We start from the raw sequence: 24,105 nt of genomic DNA on the forward strand, positions 1-24,105 counted from the left end.
GAAACAACGCGGGGCGGCCGCGGGCCTGAGGGCGTCAGCACAAACTTCTTGAACTCACTGGAGAGAGACAATGGCGAAGCCGCCTGCTCGCAAGCCTAAGAAGAAGGTTTGCGTGTTCTGCAAGGAGAAGATCTCCTACGTCGACTACAAGGACACGAACCTGCTGCGGAAGTTCATTTCCGACCGCGGCAAGATCCGTGCCCGCCGGGTGACCGGCAACTGCACCCAGCACCAGCGTGACGTCGCCACGGCCGTGAAGAACAGCCGTGAGATGGCGCTGCTGCCCTACACCTCCACTGCGCGATAAGGGAAGGGTGACCGACACATGAAGATCATCCTCACCCACGAGGTCTCCGGCCTCGGCACCGCCGGCGACGTCGTCGACGTCCGCGACGGTTACGCCCGTAACTACCTGGTCCCGCGCGGTTTCGCGATCCGCTGGACCAAGGGCGGCGAGAAGGACGTCGAGCAGATCCGCCGCGGTCGCAAGATCCGCGAGATCGCCTCGGTCGAGCAGGCCAACGAGATCAAGGGCCAGCTCGAGGGCGTCAAGGTGAAGCTGGCCGTGCGTGCCGGCGACGCCGGCCGCCTGTTCGGCTCCGTCACGCCGGCCGACGTCGCCTCGGCGATCAAGGCCGCGGGCGGCCCCGACGTGGACAAGCGCCGCGTCGAGCTCGGCTCGCCGATCAAGACCCTGGGCGCGCACCAGGTGTCCGTACGCCTGCACAGCGACGTCGTCGCGAAGCTGGGCGTCGAGGTCGTCGCCGCCTGATAGCAGCGACACCGCAGCACGCGTGAGGGCCGCACTCCGGAAACGGGGTGCGGCCCTTTCGTCTGGGCGTGGGCTGCTGCGAGCAGCGGGTCAGCCCTCGTCCTCTTTCTGGGCCCGCTCGTAGAGATCGGCGACAGCGTCACCGAAGTACGCGGCGTAGGAGACGTCGTCCTCGTCGCCGCCGCCCTGGTGTCCGCCCAGAACGCCGATCACCGTGCCGGTGTGGCTCTTGGGGTCGTAGTCGGCGAGCCAGGGGCTGCCGCTCGTGCCGCCGGCGAAATCGGTGCACCGGACGCGCATCTGGGTGTCGCTGAACTTCGTGGCGCGGTTGTGGCAGGAGATCGGCGTCTCGCTGCTGGTGGGGTAGCCGGTGATCTTGACGTCATTGTCGAAGCCCGGATCGATGCCGAGGGTGTTGCCGCCCAGCACGTCCTGGATCTGCTTGCCGTCCTTGCTGCCTAGGACGAGGAAGGCGACGTCCATGTCCTCGTCCTGGGATTTGGCCCAGCGGTCGTCGACGACGACCTTCTCGACCTTCCACAGGCCGGTCGGCTCCTTGCCGTCGCGGTAGTCGGGTGCGAAGACGAGGTCGTTGACGGGTTCGCCGGTTTCGGCGTCGAAAGCACAGTGCGCCGCGGTGATCAGCATGTTCCGGCCGGGGCTCTGCACGACGCTGGCGGTGCAGAAGTGGTCGCCGGAGTCGTCCTTCTCGAAGACCGCCCCGACGCGGGCGTTCTGCTCGGTACTGCGCGGTGTGTACGCGCTGCCGTCGTCGGCGGGCGCCGTGGCGGACGGGTCCTGGTCCTGGGGGTCCTGGCGGGACTGTCCCGACTTGCCGTGACCGCTTCTGAGTGTGCCGTTGTCGCGGCTGCTGGTGTCGGCTTCCTGGGAGGCGTAACCCACTATGGCGCCTGCCCCGACGACGATCAGCGTCAGGGGCAGGACGATCTTCCTGGCAAGCGGGCGCACACGGTCATTATCAGCACGGTGCCGTTGTTTCGGGTGGCTTCAACGCGAGGCTCCGGTCACAATCCAGCGGCCCGACCGGGTGCGTGCCCACAATGTCAGCATCCGCACGGTCATCATCAGGGTCATGGCCCACCACAGCGCGGTCAGGCCGCCGCCGACGACCGGCACCAGCAGCGCCGCGGGCGCGAAGAGGGCCAGCGTCACCAGCATCGCCCAGGCCAGGTAGCGGCCGTCGCCGGCGCCCATCAGCACGCCGTCGAGGACGAAGACGATCCCGGCGACCGGTTGGGTGACGGCGACGACCAGGAGCGCGGGCAGCAGCGCGTCCTTCACGGTCGGATCGTCGGTGAACAGCGGCATGAACAGCGGCCGTGTGAGGACGACGAGCAGCCCGAGCACCACACCGGAGGCGATGCCCCACTGCACCATGCGGCGGCAGGCCGCCTTGGCGCCCGCCACGTCGTCGGCGCCCAGATACCGGCCGATGATCGCCTGGCCGGCGATGGCGATGGCGTCCAGGGCGAAGGCCAGCAGGGACCACAGGGTGATGACGATCTGGTGGGCGGCCACCTCGGCGTCCCCGAGGCGGGCGGCCACGGCCGTCGCGATCATGAGGACGGCGCGCAGCGAGAGCGTACGGACCAGCAGCGGCACCCCGGCCTGGGCGCAGGCGCGGATTCCGGCCGCGTCCGGCCGGAGGGAGGCGTGGTGCCGGCGGGCGCCCCGCACCACGACGACCAGGTAGACGGCGGCCATACCGCACTGGGCGACGACCGTTCCCCAGGCGGATCCGGCGATGCCGAGGCCGGCGCCGTAGACCAGCCCGATGTTCAGGGCGGCGTTGACGGAGAAGCCGCCGATGGCGACGTACAGCGGAGTCCGGGTGTCCTGGAGGCCGCGCAGTACGCCGGTGGCGGCCAGCACCACGAGCATCGCCGGGATGCCGAGGGCGCTGATGCGCAGGTAGGTGACGGCGTACGGGGCGGCGGTGGGCGAGGCGCCGAAGACGTCGACGAGCCAGGGCGCGGCGGGCAGGACGGTGGCCAGTACGGCGGCGCCCAGCAGAAGGGCGAGCCAGATGCCGTCCATGCCCTGCCGGATGGCGGCCGAGCGGTCACCGGCGCCGACCCGCCGGGCGACGGCGGCGGTGGTGGCGTACGCGAGGAAGACGAAGACCGAGACCGCGGTCGTCAGCAGCGGGGCGGCGACGCCGAGACCGGCGAGCTGCCGGGTGCCGAGGTGACCGATGACGGCGCTGTCGACCATGACGAAGAGCGGTTCCGCGACGAGCGCGCCGAAGGCGGGCAGAGCGAGCGAGATGATCTCGCGGTCGTGGCGGCGGTCGGTGCGCCGCGGCGTCGCGGGGGCCTGTGTCATGCCGTCAATCTAATCTTCCACAGGTAAGTGGCACAATTGCTCTGCAATCATTACTTCGCGGCGGGCGGAGCGTTCTCCTCCACGCCGTTCGGCCCGATCATGAACAGGTTGCCGAAGTTTTTCTCCCCCACAGCCTATGGACGACAAAAGCGCAGGTCAGATGGGTAGGGGTCGGCTGATTGTGTGTTTGTCCACAGCGGTGTCCCCCGTGCCGTGCACAGGATCGGCGCACTTCTCCACAGGAACGGGTCCTTCGTCCACATGGCCTGTGGATAACCAGATTGGCGGACGGTGCCGACGGGCCTACCGTAGTCCGGCGCCTGGCCCCTGTTCCGGTCTGAGAACCCATCCGAACTCGACGCGCCGTAACCGGAGTCGGGCGTCTCGTTTGTCAGAGCCGTGCCGTAAGAAAGAAGGGCACAGCAAGGTCCGCGCCGCGGACGGGAGGAGGTGCCGGGGTGAGTATGCCCGAGCCCGTGGAAGACCCTTGGGCGGACGCCGGCCCCAGTGACCGGCTGCCTGCCGCGCGCTCCCGTCGGGGCGAGGGCAAGGGGCGTGGCCGCGACGACCGCCGCGACCGTGGCGGTGACGAGGAGGGTGGCTGGCCCTCCGGCGGTTTCGAGCGCGTGCCGCCCCAGGACCTGGACGCCGAGCAGTCCGTGCTCGGCGGCATGCTGCTGTCCAAGGACGCCATCGCGGACGTCGTCGAGGTGCTCAAGGGCCACGACTTCTACCGGCCGGCTCATGAGCTGATCTACCAGGCGATCCTCGACCTGTACGCGAAGGGCGAGCCGGCCGACCCGATCACCATCGCGGCCGAGCTGACCAAGCGCGGCGAGATCGCCCGGGTGGGCGGCGCGTCGTATCTGCACACCCTCGTCCAGTCCGTACCGACGGCAGCCAACGCGGAGTACTACGCCGAGATCGTCCATGAACGGGCGGTCCTGCGCCGGCTCGTCGAGGCCGGCACCCGCATCACCCAGATGGGATACGCGGCCGACGGCGACGTCGACGAGATCGTCAACAGCGCCCAGGCGGAGATCTACGCCGTCACCGAGCAGCGCACCAGCGAGGACTACCTGCCGCTCGGCGACATCATGGAGGGCGCCCTCGACGAGATCGAGGCGATCGGCTCCCGCCAGGGGCAGATGACCGGCGTCCCCACCGGCTTCACCGACCTGGACTCCCTCACCAACGGCCTGCACCCCGGCCAGATGATCGTCATCGCGGCCCGTCCCGCGATGGGTAAGTCCACCCTCGCGCTGGACTTCGCCCGGGCGTGCTCGATCAAGAGCAACCTGCCGAGCGTGATCTTCTCGCTCGAAATGGGCCGCAACGAGATCGCGATGCGTCTGCTGTCCGCCGAGGCGCGGGTGGCGCTGCACCACATGCGGTCCGGCTCGATGACGGACGAGGACTGGACCCGCCTGGCCCGGCGGATGCCGGACGTGTCGGCCGCGCCGCTCTACATCGACGACTCGCCGAACCTGTCGATGATGGAGATCCGCGCGAAGTGCCGTCGCCTCAAGCAGCGCAACGAGCTGAAGCTGGTGGTCATCGACTACCTCCAGCTGATGCAGTCCGGCGGATCCAAGCGCGCCGAGAGCCGCCAGCAGGAGGTGTCGGACATGTCCCGTAACCTCAAGCTGCTGGCCAAGGAACTGGAACTGCCGGTCATCGCGCTCTCGCAGCTCAACCGTGGCCCCGAACAGCGCACGGACAAGAAGCCGATGGTCTCCGACCTGCGTGAATCCGGCTCCATCGAGCAGGACGCGGACATGGTCATCCTGCTGCACCGCGAGGACGCCTACGAGAAGGAGTCCCCCCGCGCCGGCGAGGCCGACCTGATCGTGGCCAAGCACCGTAACGGTCCGACGGCGACCATCACCGTCGCCTTCCAGGGGCATTACTCGCGGTTTGTGGATATGGCGCAGACCTGATGTGAAGGTGTGCGGGTTCTCAGATCCCGTAGCTACGGCCTGCTGCCGTTGCGGCCATGCCGACTGTTCACGATGGACCCCCGAGGCGAGCCCGGCCGCCCTCGGGGGTTCACCTTTGCCGGCGGCCTGCCTCACCGAAGCGGCCTCTTCCTGGAGCTGACCACGCCGCCCTCCCGATGTGGCACGACGCTGCGGACCAGGGCCAGAGCTGGATGGCCGCTGACGCACGCGCATCTCACGTCACCCCCTTGACCAGTGATATGGAGGCGAGCGAGGCTCGTCACCATCTGAACCGGTGACGAGCCCGAGGGGGGGAGTCGGTGCACCGCCGGCAAGGGTGCCCACCTGAGTGCGTACTGACGGTCGCCGCCCACGCCTGGGACCTTCGCGGGGCTCAGGCGGTGGGAATGCGAACCGCCTAGGTTCAGCGACCGGGCGGGGACGCTCCGGAGAGCTCTGACGCTTTCGACTGGTGGTCGGACAGCCTGGACGCATTGATTGCCGAGCTGACAGCGGAATGACAGTGCTGCCCGGTGAGTGATTTCCGCGTCCAGAAACGGGCGTTCGGCGCATTCGCCGTCCGTTTCGGTGAAGGTCGGGACGAAGTCCTCATGGTTCTCGGAGTCCGATTCCGGGGAGCCGTACCGGAGTTGTGCCCCCTAGCTGCCGATGGCTCCGTACGACGAGTGACTCAATTCAGCCCGTGCCTCCTGGGTGAAGAAGTTGATCAGGTCCTGGGGCGTGGGGTTGTGGGTGACTTGCGCGGCCGTGGCGGCCGCCGTGCTGCGGGGAAACAGGGCTTTCTCGTACGCGGCGAGGGCGGTCTCGACGGAGTCGGGGTGCGCGGCGAGGGCGGTGCCGAGTTCGGCGCCGTCCTGCATGGCCAGGTTGGCGCCCTCGCCGTTGGGCGGGGTGAGGTGGGCGGCGTCGCCGAGCAGGGTCACTCCGGGCACCCGGTCCCAGCGGTGCCCGGGCGGCAGGGTGTGGAGGGGGCGCAGGACCGGCGCGGTCTCGATGCCGGTGATCAGAGCGGTGAGTTCCGGTGCCCAGCCGTCGTACTCCTGCGCGATCCGCGCGGCGGCCGTGGCGACATCGGTGAAGTCGACGGCCGCGAACCAGTCCTGCGGCTTGGTCAGTGAGACGTAGGCGCGGAGGACGCCGTCCTTCTCCCGGTGGGACACGAACCACTTCCCGTGCTCGTCCGGGTCGAAGGCCATGAGCGTCCCGCCGCCGACCGCCTTCGCGGTGGCCGGGTGCCGGGTGTCGGCGTCGAACAGGCAGGTCTCGACGACGGACCGGCCGACGTACGCGGGTGTGGCGCCGGAGAGCAGCGGGCGGACCCGTGACCAGGCGCCGTCCGCGCCGACCAGCAGGCTCGTGGCGACGGTGGTGCCGTCGGCGAAGGTCACCTCGTGGCGGCCCCCGCCGACGGCGCGGACGCGGGTGGCCTTGTGGCCCCATCGGACGGTGCCGGCCGGCAGCGAGTCGAGCAGGAGCTGCCGCAGCTCGCCGCGCTGCACCTCGGGGCTCTTCCCGGTGCCGTCGTCGGGCTTGTCGAACAGGACGGTCCCGTTCCGGTCGAGGAGCCGTATCGCTTGGCGGCCCTCCAGGACGATGCCCCGGAACTCGTCCGTCAAGGCTGCCGCGCGGAGCGCGAGTTGGCCGCTGTGGTCGTGGATGTCGAGCATCCCGCCCTGCGCCCGCGCTGTCGGGGAGGGCTCCGCCTCGTAGATGACGGCCGGGATGCCGTGCACGTGCAGGACGCGGGCCAGCACGAGGCCTCCGAGGCCGGCGCCGATGATGGTGACGGGAGTGTGCATGGGGCTCCTTGGGTGTCGTACACCTGCCGGGCGGGCCCGGGAGGCTCTCTTCGGAAGGGATTCGGCCCGCCCGGCCGGACAAGCACGCAGCAAGCGGCTCAGACGACGATGACCCGCCGGCCGCGGGTGTGACCGGCGTGGCTGTCGGTGTGCGCCGCCGCGGCCTCGGCGAGCGTGTACGTCTTCTCGACCGGGATGCGGAGCTTGCCCCGCGCGATGAGGCCGACGGCCTCGGTGAGCGCTTCCGGCACGCTGCCGGCCACGCCGGAGAAGCGGACCCCGGACTCCGGCGCGCCGAGGTCGGCGATGGTGATCACCTTCCGCGGGTCCCCGGTCAGTTCGACGAGTTCGCGGAGCACGCCCGAGCCGGCCAGGTCGAGGGCCGCGTCGATGCGGCCGAGCTGCCGTACGCGCTCGGTCCAGCCCTCGCCGTACGTCGTGGCGGTGGCGCCCAGGCTGCGCACATAGTCCTGGCTCGTGGCCCCGGCGTGCCGATCACGGTGATGTCGCGGTCACGGGCGATCTGCAGCACCGCCGATCCGACTCCTCCGGACGCGCCGCTGACCAGCAACGTCTGCCCGGAACGCACACCGACCTGGCCGATGATGCGCAGCGCGGTCTCCACCACGGAGGGGTAGCCGGCCGCCTCTTCGAACGACAGCTGCTCGGGCATACGGGCCCAGGCCGACAGCACGGCGTACTCGGCGTAGGTGCTCGTGCCTTCACCGAACACGCGGTCGCCGACCTGGACACCTTCGACGCCCTCGCCGACCTGGTCCACGACGCCGGCGGCGTCCTGCCCGACCCCTGCGGGCAGTTCGATCGGGTTGGTCTTCTGGAACTGGCCCTCGCGGACCCGCCAGTCGATGGGGTTCACGCCCGCCGCCCGCACGGCGATGCGTATCTGTCCGGGGCCCGCGTGGGGCTCTTCGGCGTCGATGAGGCGCAGTACGTCGGGGCCGCCGAACTCGGCGTAGCTCACTTTCTTCATGCCGAGGACCGTAGCACTAACGGTTAGCGTTTTGAAACAGTTACAGGTACGTAGCTGATAGCATCAGCGCATGACCGAGCCGCCCGGACGCCGTGAGCGCAAAAAGGCCGCGACGCGCCAGAAGATCGCCGACACCGCCCTGCGGCTCTTCCTGGAACGCGGGTACGACGCGGTGGGCATTCGTGACGTGGCCGCCGAGGCGGACGTGGCCGTCACCACGCTCTTCTCCCACTTCGCCTCGAAAGAGGCCCTGGTGTTCGAGCAGGACGCGGACTTCGAGCAGCGCCTCACCCAGGTGGTCACCGGCCGGGCGCCGCACGAGCCGCTCATCCCTGCGCTGCGCCGCGAGGTCCAGGCGCTGGTGCGGCACTGCACGGCGGAGGAAGCCGCTCCGATCTGGCGCATGATCGACGGATCACCGGCCCTGCGGAAGTACGAGGAGTCGATGCGCCTGCGCCACGCGGAGTCGCTGGCGACGGCCATCGCCGCCGATCCCGGACTGCCGCAGACCGCGACGGCCGGCCGGACGATCGCGAGGTTCGTGATCGACGCCTATTCGCTGGCCCGTGAGGAGGCCGAACCGGAGGCCGCGGTGGACGAGATCTTCCGAATGATCGAGGCGGCCTGGGAGGCCGCTCGTCTTTCCTGACGGGCGTGCGGCCCTGCTCCTTTCCGACGGGCAGCGCATCGCGGTCGCGTTGTCAGTGGTTGCAGCGATGCTGTGGCGCATGACTCCTTTAACCCTTACCGACATCACGCAGGCGGTCCGCTCGGGCTGGGCTGCTGACACCTGTTCGGCCGGTGATCTCGACCGTGGCCCCTGGACCGCCGACAACCCGGCCTGGGGACACTGCGACATCACCGCTCTCGTTGTCCACGACTTCTTCGGTGGCGAACTCTTGGTCGGGGAGGTGCACCTCGACGGGAAGCAGCACGGTCACCACTGGTGGAACCGGCTTCCCAGCGGCATCGAGATCGACCTCACGTACGAGCAGTTCAGGCTTGGGCAGGTGGTGTCCGGCAGCCGAGCCGTTCAGCGGCCTGAAGGACGACTGCCGCGTCGCGGTGAAGAGTACGAGCTGCTGCGCGGCCGGGTCTGGCGGGCGCTCGGCCGAACGCCGGCGTAGTGACGGGAGCGCAGCGCCGACGGCCGGGCTTTGACCTTCAGGTTGCTTGAAGCCCCACCATCATGGTCATGGACGAGAGCGATGAGTTGCTGGGCATCGGAGCGTTCGGCCGACGGGTGGGGCTGGCTCCGAGCGCGCTGCGCTTCTACGACGACTGCGGTGTCCTGCGTCCCGTCACGGTCGACCCGGTGAGCGGCTACCGGTTGTACGGGGCCGAACAGGAGGGTCGTGCTGTGCTGCTCCGCAGATTGCGGGAGGCAGGGCTGCCGCTGCTGGATGCCAGGGCCGTACTCGACGGGGGCGAGGCGGAGGCCCGTACGGTTCTGTACACGCACGTGGAGCGGACGCGACAAACGGCGGATGCTGCGAGGGCGTTGATCGAGGAGGTGCTGCGGGGGAGCCCGATGGAGGCTCCTCGCCGGCAGCCGCAGGGGCGTGCGGGCATCGGTGGTGCTGAGCTGGCCAGCGCGGTACGGCAGGTAGGGCCCGCGGTGGCGGACGCCGAGACTCGTGCGAAGTACCCGGTGCTCGGCCGCGTGTTGCTCGAACTCGGCGAGGGTGAAGTGCGGGTGGTGGCCACCGACCGGTACCGATTGGCGGTCCGGACCCTGCGGGCGAGAACGGCAGACGGTGCTCCGTGCCGGGTACTGATCGATGCCCGGGAGCTGGCGGACATGGCGGCGTGGGCACTGCGACAGCAGCACATCGAGGTCGAGGTGAACGGGGACCAAGGGCGTCTGACCGGGGAGGGTGGGGCGTACCGCGCGTTCGTGGGCCGTGCGGGGGAGTTTCCCGATTACCGGCTGGTGCTGGGCGGCGTGGGGGGCATCCGGCATCGGATCATCGCGGACCGGACGGCGCTCCGTGATGCCTTTGCCGAGCGGGAGAAGGCTGCCGTGATCACCGTACGGGCGGGAGCGCATGAGGCGGTGGTCAGCGAGGGCGGGGGCCGAAGCGGGGGCCGGCCGGCGGTCGAGGTGAGCGCGGTCTGCTCGGGCCCGTCGTTGCGTATCGCCTTCGATCCGGCGGTGCTCGTTCCCGCGCTGGACTCGGGGGTGGGGCCCGATGTGCTGCTGGAGGTTACTTCCGAGACCGAGCCGGTCGTTGTGCGCTCCGCCGACCAAGGCAGTTTCACCACTTTGGTCATGCCGGTGCAGGCGCATGTTTCACGTGAAACGGACTGAAGAGGAGCCGGACGGTGGATGCGGACAATCACGTGGTGCGGCTGTGCGTGTGGGGCATGGAGGCTGAGGGGCGGGGTGAGAACGCTGCAGCGCGTGGGCTGTTCTGGCAGGCCTGGGAGGGTGCGCGTGACGATGACGAAGCGTGTATCGCCGCTCATTACGTAGCGCGGCATCAAGAAACGCCGGGGGAAACGCTCCGGTGGAACCAGGAGTGCTTGGACCGGGCGGACCGGGTGGGGGACGAACGTGTCAGCGGCTTCTATGCGTCGGGAGGGGATCAGCCGCCGGACGGGGGTGGCTGAAGCGGCAGAGGGCCGGGAGGCTGTGGCGGAATTGCTGGTGGGGCTGCTGGCCCGGCTCTGCGGGCGGCAGGATCTCAAGGCGCTGGGGATGATCCTCCCGGCATACCTGAGCGACCTCGGCTCCGAGCAGGACCGTGACCGGCTTCGGACGGCGCTGCACATGGTCCATGCGGCGCGATGGCTCATGGCGGAGGAACAACAGGCTCTCGGGGAGGCCATCGTGCTACTGGGGGAAGGGGCTAGCGCATCGGTGATGCGTGGGTGAGTTCGCATCGGGGGCTGGCTTCGGGGCCGCCGGGTTCTGTGGCCGGGGTTGCCAGCTCGTGCATGGCCTCTTCGGCACGGGCCAGTTGGTCGCCCACCTGCTGACGTACTTCATGGAGTTGGGCGATGCAGGCGTCCAGTTCCGCCAGCTTGCGCCGGTAGACCTGGAGCGAGGCGGGGCAGGCGTCACCTGCTGGGTGGCCGGCACGCAGGCACTCCACGAAGGGCCGGGTCTCTTCCAGCTCGAAGCCGAAGCGTTGCAGCATCTGGATCTGCCGCAGCAGCCGTAGGTCCGCCTCGTCGTAGGTGCGGTGGCCGTTGGCCGTGCGCTCGGCGTGGAGCAGTCCGCGCGCTTCGTAGTACCGCAGGGTGCGAGTGGTGGTGCCGGCTCGCTCGGCCAGTTCTCCGATCCGCATGTCCGCCCCCGTCCGGGCCCGGCACGGTGCTGTTCCGGGCGCCCTGACGACCGTAGCCGTTGACGTCTACGTCATGTCCAGGGGCTGGGGCGGATTCGGCGGTGCGGGTGAGGGGGTTGGTGCTCCATCCTTGTCCAGACCGTGGGTGTTGAGCTGTCGAGGAGCGCCATGAGCAGGGAACCGTCCGACGCGCGTCAGGAAGTGGCCTCCCGCGAGGAGCTGGACGGTGCGGGGGAGCACGAGGCGGAAGAGTTCGCAGTGTTGCTGCCCGAGACGAGGCGGGCGTTGTGGCGACGGCTGGCGGTCGGCCAGGCCGAGGGGCGTGCACCGTCGCTGACGGGCGCGGTGATGCGGGGCGGGAAGGTGGCATGGGCCGCGTCTCGCAGTGGCAGTGCCAGTGGCACGGGCAGTGGCAGGCATAGCGGTAGCGGCGATGGCGCGGCCGGCGGGGTGGATGTCCAGTACCGGATCGGTTCGATCACCAAGACGTTCGTCGCGGTACTGGTACTGCGGTTGCGTGACGAAGGCCTGCTCACACTGGATGATCCGCTCGGCAAGCATGTGCCGGGCAGCGCGGCTCCGGACGTGACGGTCGCCCAGCTCCTCTCGCACAGCTCGGGGCTGGCGGCCGAATCCCGTGGGCCCTGGTGGGAGCGGACGCCCGGATCACTGAGGCCGGAGCCCGGCGACCTTTTCGAGGGCGACCCGCGGCGCCTGCCCGCCGGACGGCGGTTCCACTACTCCAACCCGGGTTACGCCCTGCTGGGCTCCCTGATCGAGCGCCTGCGCGGTGGGCAGGCCTGGGGAGAGGTGCTGCGTCGGGAGGTACTGGAGCCGCTGGGTATGAGCCGTACGACGCTCCTACCGCAGGCTCCGTGTGCCGACGGGTGGGCGGTGCATCCGTGGGCGGACGTACTGCTGCCGGAGCCCGCTCAGGACACCGGTCTGATGAGCCCGGCCGGACAGCTCTGGTCCACGGCCGAAGACCTGGTGCGCTGGGCGGCGTTCCTGCTCCGTGGTGACGACCGGGTGCTCAGCGCCGCCACCCTGGCCGAGATGCGGGCCCCGGCCGTACCGCCCGAGGGCGCGGCGTGGGACGGAGGCTTCGGGCTCGGGCTTCAGCTCTTCCGGTGGAACGGACGCCTGCTGTTCGGCCATGGCGGATCCATGCCCGGCTTCCTGGCGTCCCTGATGATCGACATTTCCGAGGACGTCGCCGGCGTCGTGCTGGCGAACTGCACGTCGGGGCCGGCCATCAGCGCCATCGCCGCCGACCTGGCCGGAATCGTCGCGGACCGGGAGCCGCGTATCCCGGAGCCGTGGAGCCCGATGGCCGGACCGCTGGACGAGGACCTGCTGGCCCTCACCGGGCCGTGGTACTGGGGCGCGCACCCGTACGTTCTGCGGTTGCGGACCGCCCGGGCGCTGGAGATCTCGCTCCTGTCGGGCCCGGGGGGCCGTGCTTCGCGGTTCCGTGCGGAGGCCGACGGCACCTGGACCGGGCTGGACGGATACTTCACCGGTGAGCGGCTGCGTGTCGTCCGTACCGAGGACGGCTCGGTCAGCCACCTGGACGTGGGCACCTTCGTCTTCACACGGGGCCCGTACGAGCCCGCGGGCCCGGTGCCGGGCGGAGTCGACGAGGAGGGCTGGCGCGCCCGCTGACGACGGCGGGACGGGAGCCGAGCCCGTACGGCGGGGGTGACTGCCCCGGACGTACAGTCGAGCCACATATCAGGAGCCGCCGCACCGCGGCCCGCTACCGCTGGAAGGCCACCGTGACTGACGCGACCGCCGTGAACACGACCTCCGACGTTCCGGACCTGCTCGATCTGCCGCCGCTCACCGCCGGACACTTCGCGCGGATCGAGGACAAGGTCGCGGCGCTGATGCGTACCCGGGCCGACGTCGTGGCCATGCAGGGTGAGGCGCTGCTGCCGCTGGAGGCGTGCATCCGCTCCGCCGTGGGCCCCGGCACCACGGCACTCAACATCGTGACCGGCCCCTACGGTGAGACCTTCGGCGGCTGGCTGCGGTCCTGTGGCGCCGAGGTCGTCACGATCAGCGCGCCGTTCACGGAAGCCGTACGCCCGGAGCAGGTGGCGGAGGCGCTGCGTGAGCACCCCGCCATCGACTTCGTGAGCCTGGTGCACGCCGAGGCGGCGACCGGCAACACCAACCCGGTCGCCGAGATCGGTGCCGTCGTGCGGGCGCACGGCGCGCTGCTCATGCTCGACGCCGTGGCCTCGGTGGGAGCGGAACCGCTGCTCACCGACGAGTGGGGCGTCGACCTGTGCGTGATCGGCGGGCAGAAGGCGCTGGGAGGCCCGGCAGGCGTTTCGGCGGCCTCGGTGAGTGCCCGGGCCTGGGAGCGCATCGCGGCCAACGATCAGGCTCCCCGTCGCTCGTACCTCTCGCTGCTGGACTGGAAGGAGCGGTGGATCGACGGCGGACGTACCGCGCTGCCGCACGCTCCGGCGCAGCTGGAGATGCTCGCTCTGGAGCAGGCCGTGGACCGTGTCGATGCGGAGGGCCTCGACGCCGTCATCACCCGTCACCGGGCGGCTGCGGCGGCGGTACGGGCAGGTGTGCGGGTACTCGGCGCACTGTCCCCGTACGTGGTGCGGGACGAGGACGCGGCCCCGGCTGCCACGACCTTGCGCGCGCCTGCGGACCTGGACGCACGTGAGATCGTCTCGGCCGCGCTGGATGCCGCGGACGGCACGGTCGCCGTGCCCGTCCAGGCCGCGGCAGGAGCGCTGGCCAAGGAGATGATCCGGGTGAATCACTACGGGCAGGCGGCAGAGCGGGGCGTGGTGCTGGCATCCCTCGCGGCGTTGGCGGCGGGCCTGCGGGTGCTCGGCGTCACGGTGGACGGCGACGGGGCCGCCGCGGCGGCGGGTGCGGCATGGGACGAGGTCGTCGCCGGCTGAGGCAACGAGCGCTTATCGCGCGGCGTATTTGACGCGGGATATCTGGGGTGCCGTTTCACGTGAAACGGCACCCCAGATTTTTTTGTTGGGTGGGCGGCTGTTTCACGTGAAACCGGGGGCGGGGGCGGGGGCTGGTTGGCCGGGGGTGTGGCTGAGACGTCAATGCCCCTATGAGCGCGCTGAGTTGGTGGTCGGGGGTGACGGCTTGAACGAGTGGTCGGGTGTTGGCTGCGTGTGTCGCCTCCGTGGCGGTGCGGCCGTAGGGGGTTTCCTCCTTTTGGGCGCGCTCCGGTGGCGGGGTGGGGGAGCCGGAGAAAGGCTGAGTGGCGAAGATCCGCGCCGTCCCAGCCTCGGTCTCGGTCTCGGCCCTTGCCCGGCTTCGGCCCTGGCTTGGGCCCCGGCCCCTTTCCGGCCTCTCCCCCGTTTCTCTGCGCTGGAGTCCTGTACGGCGAGCCGGGTGATGATCTTGGTTTCAGGCCCCCGTAAAATCGGAACGAAGGACCCGGTTGAGCGTGCAGAATGCTCGACTCGGGAGGCGACGGTTCTCAGGAGGGTGGATGGTGGCGGACGGGGCGTCTGCCCCTGCGCGGGCGGACGCGCGGCGCAACAAGGAACTGGTGTTGCGGGCAGCCCGAACTGCTTTCGAGGAGCAGGGGTTGGGCGTACCGCTGGGTGAGATCGCGCGGCGTGCCGGTGTCGGCGCCGGAACCGTCTACCGTCATTTCCCTTCCAAAGACGCGCTGTTCAGGGCATCAGTCGCCGACAGGGCGCGGCTTTTCGCGGACACCGCTCGGGACTTGGCGGACGCCACGGACCCCGTAGCCGTCTTTTTCCGGTTCATCGCTTCGGTGATCCGGGTGGCGTCCCGCAACAAGGCGCTGTGTGACGCGCTGGAGGCGGCCGGCGAGGGTGGTTACCAGCCTTCGCCGCATGCCGAGCGGGACTTCACCGAGGCCCTGGGAGTCTTGCTCGTACGGGCCCAAGAGGCGGGCGGCGTACGGAAGGACGTCGGTCTCGAAGACGTCCTGGCGCTGCTGGTCGGGTGCCTTTCGATGGAGCGTCGGCAGGTCACGTCGGGGGCACCGCAGGGGCGGATGACGTCCTTGATGTGCGACGGACTGCGGGCGGGGAAGGGCGTGACGAAACTGCCCCGCCAGGTGCAGAACCGTAACGAAACTCCGTGCGAGGTGTGTGGGGACCCTGTTCCTCTCGCGCGTACAGGCCGGCCGGCGCGGTTCTGTGGCGGAGCCTGTCGGCAGAAGGCGCACCGGGCCAGGGTGCGGACGCCGGTGCGTACTCGCGAAGGGGGCCGGCCCCGCGGCTGAGGGGGCACCCGGTACGGCGGTGACGCGGGCGCCCCGGGACGGGACCGAGTCGGACGGAAACGCGACGGAACGGCGGAGAGCGCGCGTCGTGGCAGGGCGCGCGAGGTCAGAGCTGGAGCTTGAAGCCCAGGTGGGAGGCCTCGAAGCCGAGGTGTTCGTAGAAGCGGTGGGCGTCGACGCGCGTCGCGTCGGAGGTGAGCTGCACCAGCCGGCAGCCAAGGGCGCGGGATTCGGCGACCGCCCACTGGATCAGCCGGGTGCCCAGGCCGCTGCCCCGCTCGTCCGCGTGGACGCGTACCGCCTCGATGGTCGAACGGCTGCTGCCGCGACGTGAAAGCCCGGGTATCACCGTGAGTTGGAGTGTCCCCACCGGCCGGTCGCCGCGTACGGCGACGACCAGGTGCTGGTTGGGGTCGGCGGCCAGCAGCGCGTACGCCGCGCGGTACGGGGTCAGGTCGTCCGGACTCTCGCGGGTGGCGCCCAGCGCGTCGTCGGCCAGCATGGCGACGATGGCCGGAATGTCGTCCTCGGTCGCTGGGCGGATCTCGATGTCGCTCATGAGCGGGACCCTACGCACCCCTGCTCAAGCAGGCGTGGCGAGGGTTTCCACCGCGGTCACTAGGGGGGCCAGCTCGGGGCGTTTTGCGGCGTCCTGGAGTGCTTCGCGCAGCGCCGTGTCGTGCGTCGGACGGGCCTCTTCGAGCAGCTGACGTCCTTCGTCGGTGACGTTGGTGTAGATGCCGCGCCGGTCGTCGGGGCACAGGTACCGGGAGAGCAGGTGGCGCTCTTCGAGGCGGGTGACCAGACGGGTGGTGGCGCTCTGGCTGAGCACGACCGAGTCCGCGACCTGGTGCATCCGCAGATGGCCGCCCGGGCCGTCGTGCTGCTCGTTGAGCACGTTCAGTACGGAGAACTCCCGGACGCTCAGGTCGTGCCGGGCCTGCAACGCGCGCTCGATGTGCGACTCGATGCGGCCGTGCAGGGCGGAGAGGGCGCACCAGCCCTGGGCGAGGGCCGGTGCGGAGCCGGAGCCGGCCGGGCAGCCCTGGCCGGGCGCGTCCACGTCTGTGGCCGGGGGCACGGACGCGGTCGAGCGGTCACTCGCGGCCGCGTCCGTGGGTGCGGTCGCGTCGGCAGGCCTGTTCGGTGACGTGTCCGCCGACGCACTCGTGGCCGAAGTCGGGGCCGGAGCCGTCGGCGAGTCCATGCGCTCGTCCACCGCAGGTTCCTGGTGGCCGTGCTGCCCGCCCTGTCCCGTCCGCCGCGGGCTCTGCCGCGCCGCCCGCCGGGTCTGCTGCGTCATCGAGGACCTCCTTACAGGTCGTACGACCCAGGATAGGACACCATCGAAATAGCCCGCGCTTGCAAATAAACGGCGTCTGCAATTATTGTCGGCGCTCGTTAAAGCTTCATGCAATCGTTCGAAGGGATCCGTCATGCCGCTCGCTCTCCTGGCGCTCACCATCGGCGCCTTCGGGATCGGGATGACCGAGTTCGCGGTTATGGGGCTGCTGCCCGACGTGGCCGCGGGCTTCGGCGTCTCCATCCCGACGGCCGGGTACGCGACCACTCTGTACGCGCTCGGCGTCGTCGTCGGCGCTCCGCTGACGACCGCCCTCGGCACCCGGATGACCCGTAAGCAGATGCTGATGCTGCTGATGGGGCTGTTTGTGGTGGGCAACCTGCTCACTGCCGTGGCGCCCGTGTTCGCGGTCATGCTGGCCGGGCGGATCGTTTCGTCCTTTGCGCACGGCGCGTTCTTCGGCATCGGCTCGCTGGTGGCCGCCGATCTCGTCGCGCCGCACAAGCGGGCCGGCGCCATCTCGATGATGTTCGCCGGACTGACCGTCGCCAACGTCGTGGGCGTACCGTTCGGCACCCTGCTCGCCCAGCAGATCAACTGGCGCGCCACCTTCGTCGCCATCGCGGTCCTGGGCGTACTCGGTTTCCTCGGCGTCGCCAGGCTGGTCCCGGCACAGGCCGTGAAGGCGGCAGCCCCGATGGGCCAGGAGATCGCCGTCTTCCGCAACCCCCAGGTCGGGCTGGCGATGCTGATGACGGTCCTCGGCTTCGGCGGTGTCTTCGCGGCCGTCACCTACCTCGCCTCGATGATGACCGAGGTCGCCGGTTTTGCCCCGTCGTCCGTCGTCTGGCTCACGGCCGTCTTCGGCCTGGGAATGGTCGGCGGCAACCTCGTCTCGGGACGGTTCACCGACCGCCACATGATGCCGATGCTGTACGTGTCACTGGTCGGGCTCGCGCTCTCGCTGGCCGCGTTCAGCTTCGCCGCCCACGACAAGGCCGCCGCGACCGTCACCATCGCTCTCATCGGCGCCTTCGGTTTCGCGACCGTGCCACCGCTGCAGAAGCGGATCATGGATCAGGCGGCGACCGCCCCCACCCTCGCCTCGGTCGGCAACATCGCGGCCTTCAACTTCGGCAACGCGCTCGCCTCCTGGCTCGGCGGGATCGTCATCGCGGCGGGGCTCGGGCTGACCGCGCCGAACTGGGTCGGAGTGGGGATGACCGTCCTGGCACTGGGCGTCGCGGTCCTCGCGGGAGCGTTGGAGCGGCGGGGCGGCAGCCTGGGGGGCGGTCGCGGAGCGCGCAGCGGCGCGGACGAGCGCAGTGACGCGGACGAGCGCAGCGGCGCAGATGAGCGCAGCGGTCAGGTTGTCGCTTCGGGAGCCGGGGCCGGATCCGGAGCCGGGATCTAAGCCGGGGCCAGGTCCGAGGTGACGGTCGGCAGCGCTGAGGGAGAGGCGGCGGTGACCGTACGCGGTCAGGCGGCCGGATTCCTCGGGCCGGTTCTGTAGCCCATTGAAGGGGCCGGGTCCCGTACCGGAGCCGAGCCCCGCCTCGGAGCGGAGGACCTACCCAGGCCCCGACTCATCCCCCGTTCACAGACGACCGCACCCGGCCGGCCCACCCGTCCGTGCGCTCCAAGCACCACCCGAGCACGCCTAGTACCTGCCCATAGGAATCCGCACAACCCACGCACACCCGTACTTACCCGTACGCACTCACACACAGGAGCGCCCCTCATGAGCACCACCCCGTCCGTCCGCCCGCTCACCACCCCCGACGCGGACGCCCTGATGGAAGCCGCCCGCGCCGCCGCCGCCGACCTCGGGGTCAAGGGCAGTGTCAGCGTCCTGGACGCGGGCGGTCACCTGCTCGGCTTCCGGCGCGACGACACCGCCGTGCTGATCTCGGGCGAGACCAGCACCCGCAAGGCGTACACCGCGTTGCAGCTGGACGCGCCGACCGCCGACCTCGTCGACGCCGTACGGCCCGACGGCCTCTTCCACACGCTGCCCACCGCGCTCGACCGCCCGCTGCTGTTCATCGCCGGTGGCGTACCGGTCCATCGGGACGGCCGCCTGATCGGCGCGATCGGCGTCGGCGGCGGTGCGCCGGAGCAGGACGACCGCATCGCCCGTGCCGCCATCGAGGCGGCGGGCCTCAACTGACGACACCACTCGGGCGCTTACGCGCCCGTTCGCGGACCTCGGCCGACTGCGCAGCGCGCAGTCGGCCGCCGCGTCGGGTGAGGCCCCAGAGCTTGAGTACGGAGATGGCGGCGATGAAGAGGTGCGTGGCCGTCGCGACGGAGGGCGCGGGCACCATGCTCAGCCCGGTGTCCGGTGTCCGGTGTCCGGTGTCCGGTGTCCGGTGTCCGGTGTCCGGCGGGCCGGCCACGGCATCGGCCGCCAGCCGGTCGATGCCCGGGCGCAGGGAGAAGGCCGTCAGCAGTACGGTCGCCACGGTCAACCAGAACTTGACGACGCGGCGCACAGGCCGACTGAGCTGCTTCATGATCCACGGTCGCGTCCGGCGGGCAGCGCGGCATCTGACGGTGGGAGTATCCGGTCGTATGCGCGGTTGAGTAGCAGTGGCGCCAGGGGAATGGTCGGTGAGCGTCTGTGCCTGGGGCTCCGTGAGAGCCGAGGGGCCGGTGTTACGCACGGGACGCCACGGCTTCCCCACCTCTACGCTCGCAGGTATGGGGAGACTGCATCTGTTCGACATGGACGGCACGCTGCTCTACGGCTCGGCGGCCGCCGTCGAGATATCCCGGCAACTCGGACTGGACCGGGAGATCGCCGAGCTGGAGCGGGCGTTCATCGCCGGCGAGCTCACGCCGCTGCGCTTCGCGGAGCTGGCGTGCGAGCTGTGGGGTGAGCTGACCGATGAACTGGTGACGGCGGCTTTCGAGGGCGCGCCGTGGCTGGCCGGCATCCAAGAGGTGTGGGCCGACATCCGGGCGCGGGGTGAGCGGTGCGCGGTGATCTCCTTGTCACCGGGGTTCTTCGTCGAGCGGCTGACGGTCTGGGGAGCGGATGCCGCACACGGCTCACGCTGGCCCGCGCTGCCTATTCGCGAACCGGTGGAACCGGACGGGATACTTTCCGCGTCTGCAAAGGTGAGCATTATGGATGAACTGTGCGCCAAGTTCGGTCTGCGCCGGTCCGACTGTGTGGCGTACGGCGATTCCATGTCCGACACCGCCCTGTTCGCGGCCGTTCCCGCTTCCGTGGCGGTGAATGCGGACCACCATGTCAGCGACCTGGCCTCATACGCATACGACGGCCGTGACCTGCGCGAGGCGTACGAACTCGTGCGGGCCGACGGGTAATTCCCGGCTGCCTGCGAACGATCGGTACTTCTTGTCGGCCCGCTGAATCGTGTCCTATGGGGCGGAACGCGGAAATCGACGGGCCCGGAGTAAGTGCCTCCGGTACAGGGGTTGTGGATTCAAGTACTGCGGGTATGGTCTAGTCCGGTTGAGCGGGGCGACTGCTTCCGGCGGCCTGTGACCGTGCGGCGGTGCGGTACATGAAGCCTGCCAGTTTACGGGCAGAGCGGTCCGCCGCGCCCGGACTTCCCGTTGTTTGTCCGGTGCGCCGGGGCCGGGTGGCACGCTGCGGAGAAGGAGTCCGCGCGGTACCGGACGAACGCGAAGTGTATCCGCTACGGAGGGTGTTGCCGGGGCAGCTCTGATCGATTAGGTATTCCGAAGCGGTGCGAGGAATTGCGGGCACATTCCGAACTGCGGAAGTGCGAAGACGATCGAAAGACGTTCGAGGCGAGGCAGACCATGGACGCTCCGACCACCACGACAGCCGATAACGGCTCTTCTGGCGGCAGCAGTGGCGATTGGGGATGGTTCACTCCGTCGAAGAAGTCCTCCGAAGGTCAGCAGGAGCCGACGGGCGGTCCGCACGAGTACGAAGGCGAGTACGGGCACGAGCACGAGGGCGAGCAGGCCGCAGAGAATGGTTACGGTCGCCCCCAGGGCAGTCACGTTCACGACAGTCGCGCCCATGACAGCCACGGCCAGGGCAGCCACGGCCAGGACAGGCACGGCGTACCGGATGACGGTTACGGCCAGGAGCGGGCACCCGGGCGGCCGGTCAGCTCGATAAGGCCGGTGGGCACGGCGGCGGAGCGCGAGCGGGCACCCGAAGAGCGGGGCGCGGGGAGCTCGGCGCACGAGGGCGTACGGAATGGGGCTTCGGCCGGGTACGGGCCCGGGCCCGTACCCGGGGACGGGGCCGGGGTCGGTTCTTCCGGGCGGGCGGATGAGGCTTTTGTCCCCGCGCGTGAGGCTGCCTCTACGGCAGGCCCAGTCGGCGCCGCGTCCACCGCCGCTCGTCCGGCCGCTGCCGACTCCGGCGAAGCGATGCTCATCCGGCGGACTCTGGACGAGATCGAGCCCGTGGCGGACAAGGTCACCTCATACTTCTACGCGTTGCTCTTCGTGCACCACCCCGACCTGCGTGCGCTCTTTCCGGCTGCGATGGACGCCCAACGTGACCGGCTGTTCAAGGCGTTGCTCACCTCCGTCAAGAACGTCGACGACACGGACTACATCACCGCATACCTCTCACACCTCGGGCGCGGGCACCGTAAGTACGGCACGCTGGCCGAGCACTACCCCGCCGTCGGCGAATGCCTGCTGAACGCCCTCGCCCGGTACGCCCCCGGCACCTGGAACCCGGAGGCCGAAGCCGCGTGGGTGCGGGCGTACACCACCATTTCGCAGATCATGATCGACGCTGCCGCCGCGGACGAGGCGGTGGCCCCCGCCTGGTGGCAGGCCGAGGTCGTCTCGCACGAGCTGCGTACACCCGACATCGCTGTCGTCACCGTCCGGCCCGACCAGCCCTACCCCTTTCTGGCCGGTCAGTACGCCAGTGTGGAAACCCCCTGGTGGCCGCGCATTTGGCGGCACTACTCCTTCGCCGCGGCGCCCCGCTCCGACGGCCTGCTCTCCTTTCACGTGAAAGCCGTACCGGCCGGCTGGGTGTCCAACGCCATGGTCCATCGCGCCCGCCCCGGCGATGTCGTCCGGCTCGGTTCCCCATCCGGTTCCATGACCGTGGACCACACCACTGACAACGGGCTGTTGTGCCTGGGCGGCGGTACGGGCATCGCCCCGATCAAGGCCCTGGTCGAGGACGTCGCCGAGCGTGGCCACCGGCGTCCGATGGAGGTCTTCTACGGTGCTCGCAGCAGCCACGACCTCTACGACCTCGACACCATGCTGCGGCTGGAACAGAACCACCCCTGGCTGTCCGTACGCCCGGTCGTGGCCACCGGACGCCCCGCCGGACCGGCCAACAGCATCAGCGGCCAACTCCCCGACGCGGTGCGTCAGTACGGACCCTGGAGGGAATATGAGGCCTACTTGTCCGGGCCGCCCGGAATGATACGCAACGGCGTGGACGCATTGGTGGGGGTCGGCATTCCCTCCGACCGCATACGGCACGACTCCGTGGAAGAGCTGGTCGCGGCGGGAGATTGAGCATTGACGACACATGGTGATCACGGTTTGGCAGCACAGGGTGGGAACGGTTTGACGGCTTACGGCGAACTCGGCGCGGCCGGGGTTCCGGACGCGTACGGCCTGGTGGGGCCGGGTGAGGGCCCGGGCGGCCGAACCGGGACGGGCGTGCGGGAGGCGCGTCCGGGCAGCGACGGCGAGCACCTGGTGCAGCAGCGGCTGGGTACGGCCGAACGCGCCGACCGGTTCTACGACGACCAGGTGCTCGACCATCTCAACGCCCGGATGCGGGAGTTCGTGGGCCGGCAGGAGATGTTCTTCCTGGCGACGGCCGACCGGCACGGTGAGTGCGACTCCACGTTCCGCGCCGGGCCGCCCGGGTTCCTCCAGGTACTGGACGAGCGGACGCTCGCGTACCCGGAGTACCGCGGGAACGGCGTCATGGCATCCGTCGGGAATCTGTCCGAGAACCCGCATCTGGGCATCCTGATGATCGACTTCACGCGCGACCGCATCGGGCTGCACGTCAACGGGCGGGCGCGGGTGGTCATGGACGACGAGATGCGGGCGCGGCATCCGTACCTGCCCACCGACCCGGTGCCCGGCCGACGGGCCCAGTTGTGGGTGGAGGTCGCGGTTGAGGAAACGTATATCCACTGCGCCAAGCACATCCCGCACCTGCAAAAGGTGCCCCGGCAGGCGAGCGGCTCGCGCGCTTGGGGCACGGACGACGCCAAGCGCAAGGGCGGAGACTTCTTCGGCGCGGCGGCGGAGGCGGCTGCCCGCCGAGAGGAAGGGGACCCCGCCTCTCACGCGGACAGCTCCTCCCACCCGACACCGGATATTCGGGGGACCCGGGTAGTACGGGAGGCCCCGAGAGCTTCGAGGCCCCAGGGAGCCCAAGAAACCCAGGGTGCCCGGGTGGCTCAAGAGGTCCGGGAGGCCCAAGCGACCCAAGCGACCCAGGAAGTCCGAGAGCAGGTGGAGCGCGAAGTCGAGCAGGTGCTCGCTCGCGCCCGGTCGCGTGCCCCCGCCGCCGTCGAAGGAGGCGGCTTTCAGGGTTGGTTCGGGTAGGCCCCGGGCGCGGGCAGGAGGGCGGCGAAGAGCGCGCGGGGAGATCGGGTCGCGCCGTACGCCGAGGTGGGCCGCTTCACATCACCCGAGGTCAGGCGCGTGCATCGCCCGTACGCCCTCGATGTTGCCGTCGAGGTAGTGGCGCAGGGACAGCGGCACGACCTCGGCCGAGGCGATGCCCACCCGGGTGAACGGCACCCGGACGATCTCGTACTGGCCGCAGGGCTCTTCCACCTCCGGCCCGTGCCGCAGCGCGAGGTCCATCGACTCCAGGCGGCAGACGAAGAAGTGCTGCACCTTCACCCCGTCCACCCCGCCCTCGCTGATGTGTTCGACGGTGTCGACGAAGACCGGGACGACGTCGGAGATCTTGGCGCCCAGCTCCTCGTGGAGTTCGCGGTGCAGGGCGTCCACGACCGTGGCGTCCTCCGGCTCGACCCCGCCGCCGGGAGTGATCCAGTACGGGGCCCGGCCGGGCTTGGTGCGCTTGATCAGAACGATGTCGGCACCGTCCAGCAGGATCGCGCGGGCGGTGCGTTTGACGACTGGCCGTACGGTCATACGGGACAGATGCCGCAGCCGGGGCTCCGTGAAACCACCGTCCCACCAGTCCGCCGGGACTCGCCGCGAGCGGTGACGCGGACATTCTGGTGCGTGGGCCAACCGGCTACCTCCTGGCCCCGGCCCCTCCCGAGCGCTCCGCCGCCTCACGGCTCCCGCTGCCTCGCCGCCCCACCGAGTCCCCCTCCCTCCCCGCCCCCGCCGCCCCACTCCCTTCCGCCCCCTCCTTCCCCGCCTCCAGCCCCCCGTCCGAACGAACC

The 24,105-nt window shown here is 70.0% G+C and carries 23 protein-coding genes and 2 pseudogenes; 16 read left to right on the plus strand and 9 right to left on the minus strand.

Annotation, left to right across the window (positions count from 1 at the left end):
* The first annotated feature begins 70 nt into the window (after positions 1-70).
* Together rpsR and rplI are read left to right on the plus strand one after the other, a co-directional pair.
* Entirely contained in the window at positions 71-307 is a 237-nt protein-coding gene (rpsR, locus tag JXZ78_RS10610; RefSeq protein ID WP_003978893.1) for a 30S ribosomal protein S18, read from the plus strand.
* An 18-nt stretch (positions 308-325) separates the two neighbouring features.
* Entirely contained in the window at positions 326-772 is a 447-nt protein-coding gene (rplI, locus tag JXZ78_RS10615; protein WP_030017088.1) for a 50S ribosomal protein L9, read from the plus strand.
* 90 nt (positions 773-862) lie between these two features.
* Here rplI and JXZ78_RS10620 read toward each other — a convergent pair whose 3' ends face one another.
* Together JXZ78_RS10620 and JXZ78_RS10625 are read right to left on the minus strand one after the other, a co-directional pair.
* Positions 863-1,741 (minus strand): trypsin-like serine peptidase, encoded by an 879-nt coding sequence (locus JXZ78_RS10620; protein ID WP_033036941.1) that lies wholly within the window; start codon positions 1,739-1,741, stop codon positions 863-865.
* A gap of 39 nt (positions 1,742-1,780) precedes the next feature.
* Positions 1,781-3,118 (minus strand): MATE family efflux transporter, encoded by a 1,338-nt coding sequence (locus JXZ78_RS10625; RefSeq protein ID WP_030017090.1) that lies wholly within the window; start codon positions 3,116-3,118, stop codon positions 1,781-1,783.
* 464 nt (positions 3,119-3,582) lie between these two features.
* Here JXZ78_RS10625 and dnaB point away from each other — a divergent pair, with 464 nt between their 5' ends.
* Together dnaB and JXZ78_RS10635 are read left to right on the plus strand one after the other, a co-directional pair.
* Positions 3,583-5,058 carry a replicative DNA helicase gene (gene dnaB / locus JXZ78_RS10630; protein ID WP_030017091.1) on the plus strand — a complete coding sequence of 492 codons (1,476 nt, stop codon included), beginning with the start codon at positions 3,583-3,585 and terminating at the stop codon, positions 5,056-5,058.
* Positions 5,059-5,393: 335 nt separating this feature from the next.
* A pseudogene (locus JXZ78_RS10635) lies at positions 5,394-5,579 on the plus strand (haloacid dehalogenase type II); the annotation flags it as partial.
* A gap of 138 nt (positions 5,580-5,717) precedes the next feature.
* Here the strand turns inward: JXZ78_RS10635 and JXZ78_RS10640 are convergent.
* Together JXZ78_RS10640 and JXZ78_RS10645 are read right to left on the minus strand one after the other, a co-directional pair.
* Positions 5,718-6,878: an FAD-dependent oxidoreductase gene (locus JXZ78_RS10640; protein WP_033036943.1), complete on the minus strand. Its 1,161-nt coding sequence runs from the start codon at positions 6,876-6,878 to the stop codon at positions 5,718-5,720.
* Positions 6,879-6,976: 98 nt separating this feature from the next.
* A pseudogene (locus JXZ78_RS10645) lies at positions 6,977-7,869 on the minus strand (NADP-dependent oxidoreductase).
* A gap of 70 nt (positions 7,870-7,939) precedes the next feature.
* Between JXZ78_RS10645 and JXZ78_RS10650 the strand changes: the two are divergent.
* The 4 genes from JXZ78_RS10650 to JXZ78_RS10665 all read left to right on the plus strand — a co-directional run bounded on the left by JXZ78_RS10650 (position 7,940) and on the right by JXZ78_RS10665 (position 10,747).
* Positions 7,940-8,518 (plus strand): TetR/AcrR family transcriptional regulator, encoded by a 579-nt coding sequence (locus tag JXZ78_RS10650; protein WP_030017093.1) that lies wholly within the window; start codon positions 7,940-7,942, stop codon positions 8,516-8,518.
* A 79-nt stretch (positions 8,519-8,597) separates the two neighbouring features.
* Positions 8,598-8,996, plus strand: coding sequence for a YunG family protein (locus JXZ78_RS10655; protein WP_030017094.1), 399 nt, complete (start codon positions 8,598-8,600; stop codon positions 8,994-8,996).
* 68 nt (positions 8,997-9,064) lie between these two features.
* A complete protein-coding gene (locus tag JXZ78_RS10660; protein ID WP_030017095.1) occupies positions 9,065-10,180 on the plus strand; it encodes a DNA polymerase III subunit beta family protein in 1,116 nt (371 codons plus the stop codon).
* A 324-nt stretch (positions 10,181-10,504) separates the two neighbouring features.
* Positions 10,505-10,747, plus strand: coding sequence for a hypothetical protein (locus tag JXZ78_RS10665; RefSeq protein WP_238782813.1), 243 nt, complete (start codon positions 10,505-10,507; stop codon positions 10,745-10,747).
* Here JXZ78_RS10665 and JXZ78_RS10670 read toward each other — a convergent pair.
* Positions 10,722-11,162, minus strand: a complete 441-nt coding sequence (locus JXZ78_RS10670) for a MerR family transcriptional regulator (RefSeq protein WP_030017096.1) — start codon at positions 11,160-11,162, stop codon at positions 10,722-10,724. The two genes, JXZ78_RS10665 and JXZ78_RS10670, sit on opposite strands and share 26 nt — an antisense overlap.
* 168 nt (positions 11,163-11,330) lie before the next feature.
* Between JXZ78_RS10670 and JXZ78_RS10675 the strand changes: the two genes are divergently transcribed.
* The 3 genes from JXZ78_RS10675 to JXZ78_RS10685 all read left to right on the plus strand — a co-directional run bounded on the left by JXZ78_RS10675 (position 11,331) and on the right by JXZ78_RS10685 (position 15,420).
* Positions 11,331-12,827, plus strand: a complete 1,497-nt coding sequence (locus tag JXZ78_RS10675; protein ID WP_078623889.1) for a serine hydrolase domain-containing protein — start codon at positions 11,331-11,333, stop codon at positions 12,825-12,827.
* Positions 12,828-12,940: 113 nt separating this feature from the next.
* Positions 12,941-14,095, plus strand: a complete 1,155-nt coding sequence (locus JXZ78_RS10680) for a pyridoxal-phosphate-dependent aminotransferase family protein (protein ID WP_030017098.1) — start codon at positions 12,941-12,943, stop codon at positions 14,093-14,095.
* 557 nt (positions 14,096-14,652) lie between these two features.
* Positions 14,653-15,420, plus strand: coding sequence for a TetR/AcrR family transcriptional regulator (locus JXZ78_RS10685; RefSeq protein ID WP_033036944.1), 768 nt, complete (start codon positions 14,653-14,655; stop codon positions 15,418-15,420).
* A gap of 106 nt (positions 15,421-15,526) precedes the next feature.
* Here the strand turns inward: JXZ78_RS10685 and JXZ78_RS10690 are convergent, their stop codons facing one another.
* Both JXZ78_RS10690 and JXZ78_RS10695 read right to left on the minus strand, forming a co-directional pair.
* Positions 15,527-15,979, minus strand: a complete 453-nt coding sequence (locus tag JXZ78_RS10690) for a GNAT family N-acetyltransferase (protein WP_030017100.1) — start codon at positions 15,977-15,979, stop codon at positions 15,527-15,529.
* A gap of 24 nt (positions 15,980-16,003) precedes the next feature.
* Complete coding sequence (locus JXZ78_RS10695; RefSeq protein WP_050501956.1) at positions 16,004-16,483, minus strand: MarR family winged helix-turn-helix transcriptional regulator; 480 nt, start codon at positions 16,481-16,483, stop codon at positions 16,004-16,006.
* Between the two features lie 373 nt (positions 16,484-16,856).
* Here JXZ78_RS10695 and JXZ78_RS10700 point away from each other — a divergent pair, with 373 nt between their 5' ends.
* Complete coding sequence (locus JXZ78_RS10700) at positions 16,857-18,137, plus strand: MFS transporter (protein WP_030017102.1); 1,281 nt, start codon at positions 16,857-16,859, stop codon at positions 18,135-18,137.
* A gap of 327 nt (positions 18,138-18,464) precedes the next feature.
* Complete coding sequence (locus tag JXZ78_RS10705) at positions 18,465-18,893, plus strand: GlcG/HbpS family heme-binding protein (RefSeq protein WP_030017104.1); 429 nt, start codon at positions 18,465-18,467, stop codon at positions 18,891-18,893.
* On the opposite strand, the gene JXZ78_RS10710 is transcribed toward JXZ78_RS10705, so the two are convergent.
* A complete protein-coding gene (locus tag JXZ78_RS10710; RefSeq protein WP_208870085.1) occupies positions 18,886-19,239 on the minus strand; it encodes a hypothetical protein in 354 nt (117 codons plus the stop codon). The genes JXZ78_RS10705 and JXZ78_RS10710 overlap by 8 nt on opposite strands.
* 187 nt (positions 19,240-19,426) lie before the next feature.
* Between JXZ78_RS10710 and JXZ78_RS10715 the strand changes: the two genes are divergently transcribed.
* The 3 genes from JXZ78_RS10715 to JXZ78_RS10725 all read left to right on the plus strand — a co-directional run bounded on the left by JXZ78_RS10715 (position 19,427) and on the right by JXZ78_RS10725 (position 23,284).
* Positions 19,427-20,059, plus strand: coding sequence for an HAD family hydrolase (locus JXZ78_RS10715; protein ID WP_030017106.1), 633 nt, complete (start codon positions 19,427-19,429; stop codon positions 20,057-20,059).
* 462 nt (positions 20,060-20,521) lie between these two features.
* Positions 20,522-22,231: a globin domain-containing protein gene (locus JXZ78_RS10720; protein ID WP_030017107.1), complete on the plus strand. Its 1,710-nt coding sequence runs from the start codon at positions 20,522-20,524 to the stop codon at positions 22,229-22,231.
* Between the two features lie 186 nt (positions 22,232-22,417).
* A complete protein-coding gene (locus JXZ78_RS10725) occupies positions 22,418-23,284 on the plus strand; it encodes a pyridoxamine 5'-phosphate oxidase family protein (RefSeq protein ID WP_033036951.1) in 867 nt (288 codons plus the stop codon).
* A gap of 81 nt (positions 23,285-23,365) precedes the next feature.
* On the opposite strand, the gene JXZ78_RS10730 is transcribed toward JXZ78_RS10725, so the two are convergent.
* Positions 23,366-23,845, minus strand: a complete 480-nt coding sequence (locus JXZ78_RS10730; protein ID WP_030017109.1) for an NUDIX domain-containing protein — start codon at positions 23,843-23,845, stop codon at positions 23,366-23,368.
* Between the last annotated feature and the right edge of the window lie 260 nt (positions 23,846-24,105).

The sequence above is a fragment of the Streptomyces monomycini genome (assembly GCF_022271435.1).
GTDB lineage: Bacteria > Actinomycetota > Actinomycetes > Streptomycetales > Streptomycetaceae > Streptomyces > Streptomyces monomycini.

Excerpts from the sequence above, each read along its gene's own strand:
- JXZ78_RS10640 (WP_033036943.1), bottom strand. The coding sequence starts at position 6,878 with ATGCACACTCCCGTCACCATCATCGGCGCCGGCCTCGGAGGCCTCGTG.
- JXZ78_RS10690 (WP_030017100.1), bottom strand. The coding sequence starts at position 15,979 with ATGAGCGACATCGAGATCCGCCCAGCGACCGAGGACGACATTCCGGCC.
- JXZ78_RS10675 (WP_078623889.1), top strand. The coding sequence starts at position 11,331 with ATGAGCAGGGAACCGTCCGACGCGCGTCAGGAAGTGGCCTCCCGCGAG.
- JXZ78_RS10625 (WP_030017090.1), bottom strand. The coding sequence starts at position 3,118 with ATGACACAGGCCCCCGCGACGCCGCGGCGCACCGACCGCCGCCACGAC.
- JXZ78_RS10705 (WP_030017104.1), top strand. The coding sequence starts at position 18,465 with ATGAGCACCACCCCGTCCGTCCGCCCGCTCACCACCCCCGACGCGGAC.
- JXZ78_RS10685 (WP_033036944.1), top strand. The coding sequence starts at position 14,653 with ATGGTGGCGGACGGGGCGTCTGCCCCTGCGCGGGCGGACGCGCGGCGC.
- JXZ78_RS10720 (WP_030017107.1), top strand. The coding sequence starts at position 20,522 with ATGGACGCTCCGACCACCACGACAGCCGATAACGGCTCTTCTGGCGGC.
- JXZ78_RS10700 (WP_030017102.1), top strand. The coding sequence starts at position 16,857 with ATGCCGCTCGCTCTCCTGGCGCTCACCATCGGCGCCTTCGGGATCGGG.
- rpsR (WP_003978893.1), top strand. The coding sequence starts at position 71 with ATGGCGAAGCCGCCTGCTCGCAAGCCTAAGAAGAAGGTTTGCGTGTTC.
- JXZ78_RS10660 (WP_030017095.1), top strand. The coding sequence starts at position 9,065 with ATGGACGAGAGCGATGAGTTGCTGGGCATCGGAGCGTTCGGCCGACGG.
- JXZ78_RS10730 (WP_030017109.1), bottom strand. The coding sequence starts at position 23,845 with ATGACCGTACGGCCAGTCGTCAAACGCACCGCCCGCGCGATCCTGCTG.
- JXZ78_RS10715 (WP_030017106.1), top strand. The coding sequence starts at position 19,427 with ATGGGGAGACTGCATCTGTTCGACATGGACGGCACGCTGCTCTACGGC.
- JXZ78_RS10710 (WP_208870085.1), bottom strand. The coding sequence starts at position 19,239 with ATGAAGCAGCTCAGTCGGCCTGTGCGCCGCGTCGTCAAGTTCTGGTTG.
- dnaB (WP_030017091.1), top strand. The coding sequence starts at position 3,583 with ATGCCCGAGCCCGTGGAAGACCCTTGGGCGGACGCCGGCCCCAGTGAC.
- JXZ78_RS10650 (WP_030017093.1), top strand. The coding sequence starts at position 7,940 with ATGACCGAGCCGCCCGGACGCCGTGAGCGCAAAAAGGCCGCGACGCGC.
- rplI (WP_030017088.1), top strand. The coding sequence starts at position 326 with ATGAAGATCATCCTCACCCACGAGGTCTCCGGCCTCGGCACCGCCGGC.
- JXZ78_RS10655 (WP_030017094.1), top strand. The coding sequence starts at position 8,598 with ATGACTCCTTTAACCCTTACCGACATCACGCAGGCGGTCCGCTCGGGC.
- JXZ78_RS10670 (WP_030017096.1), bottom strand. The coding sequence starts at position 11,162 with ATGCGGATCGGAGAACTGGCCGAGCGAGCCGGCACCACCACTCGCACC.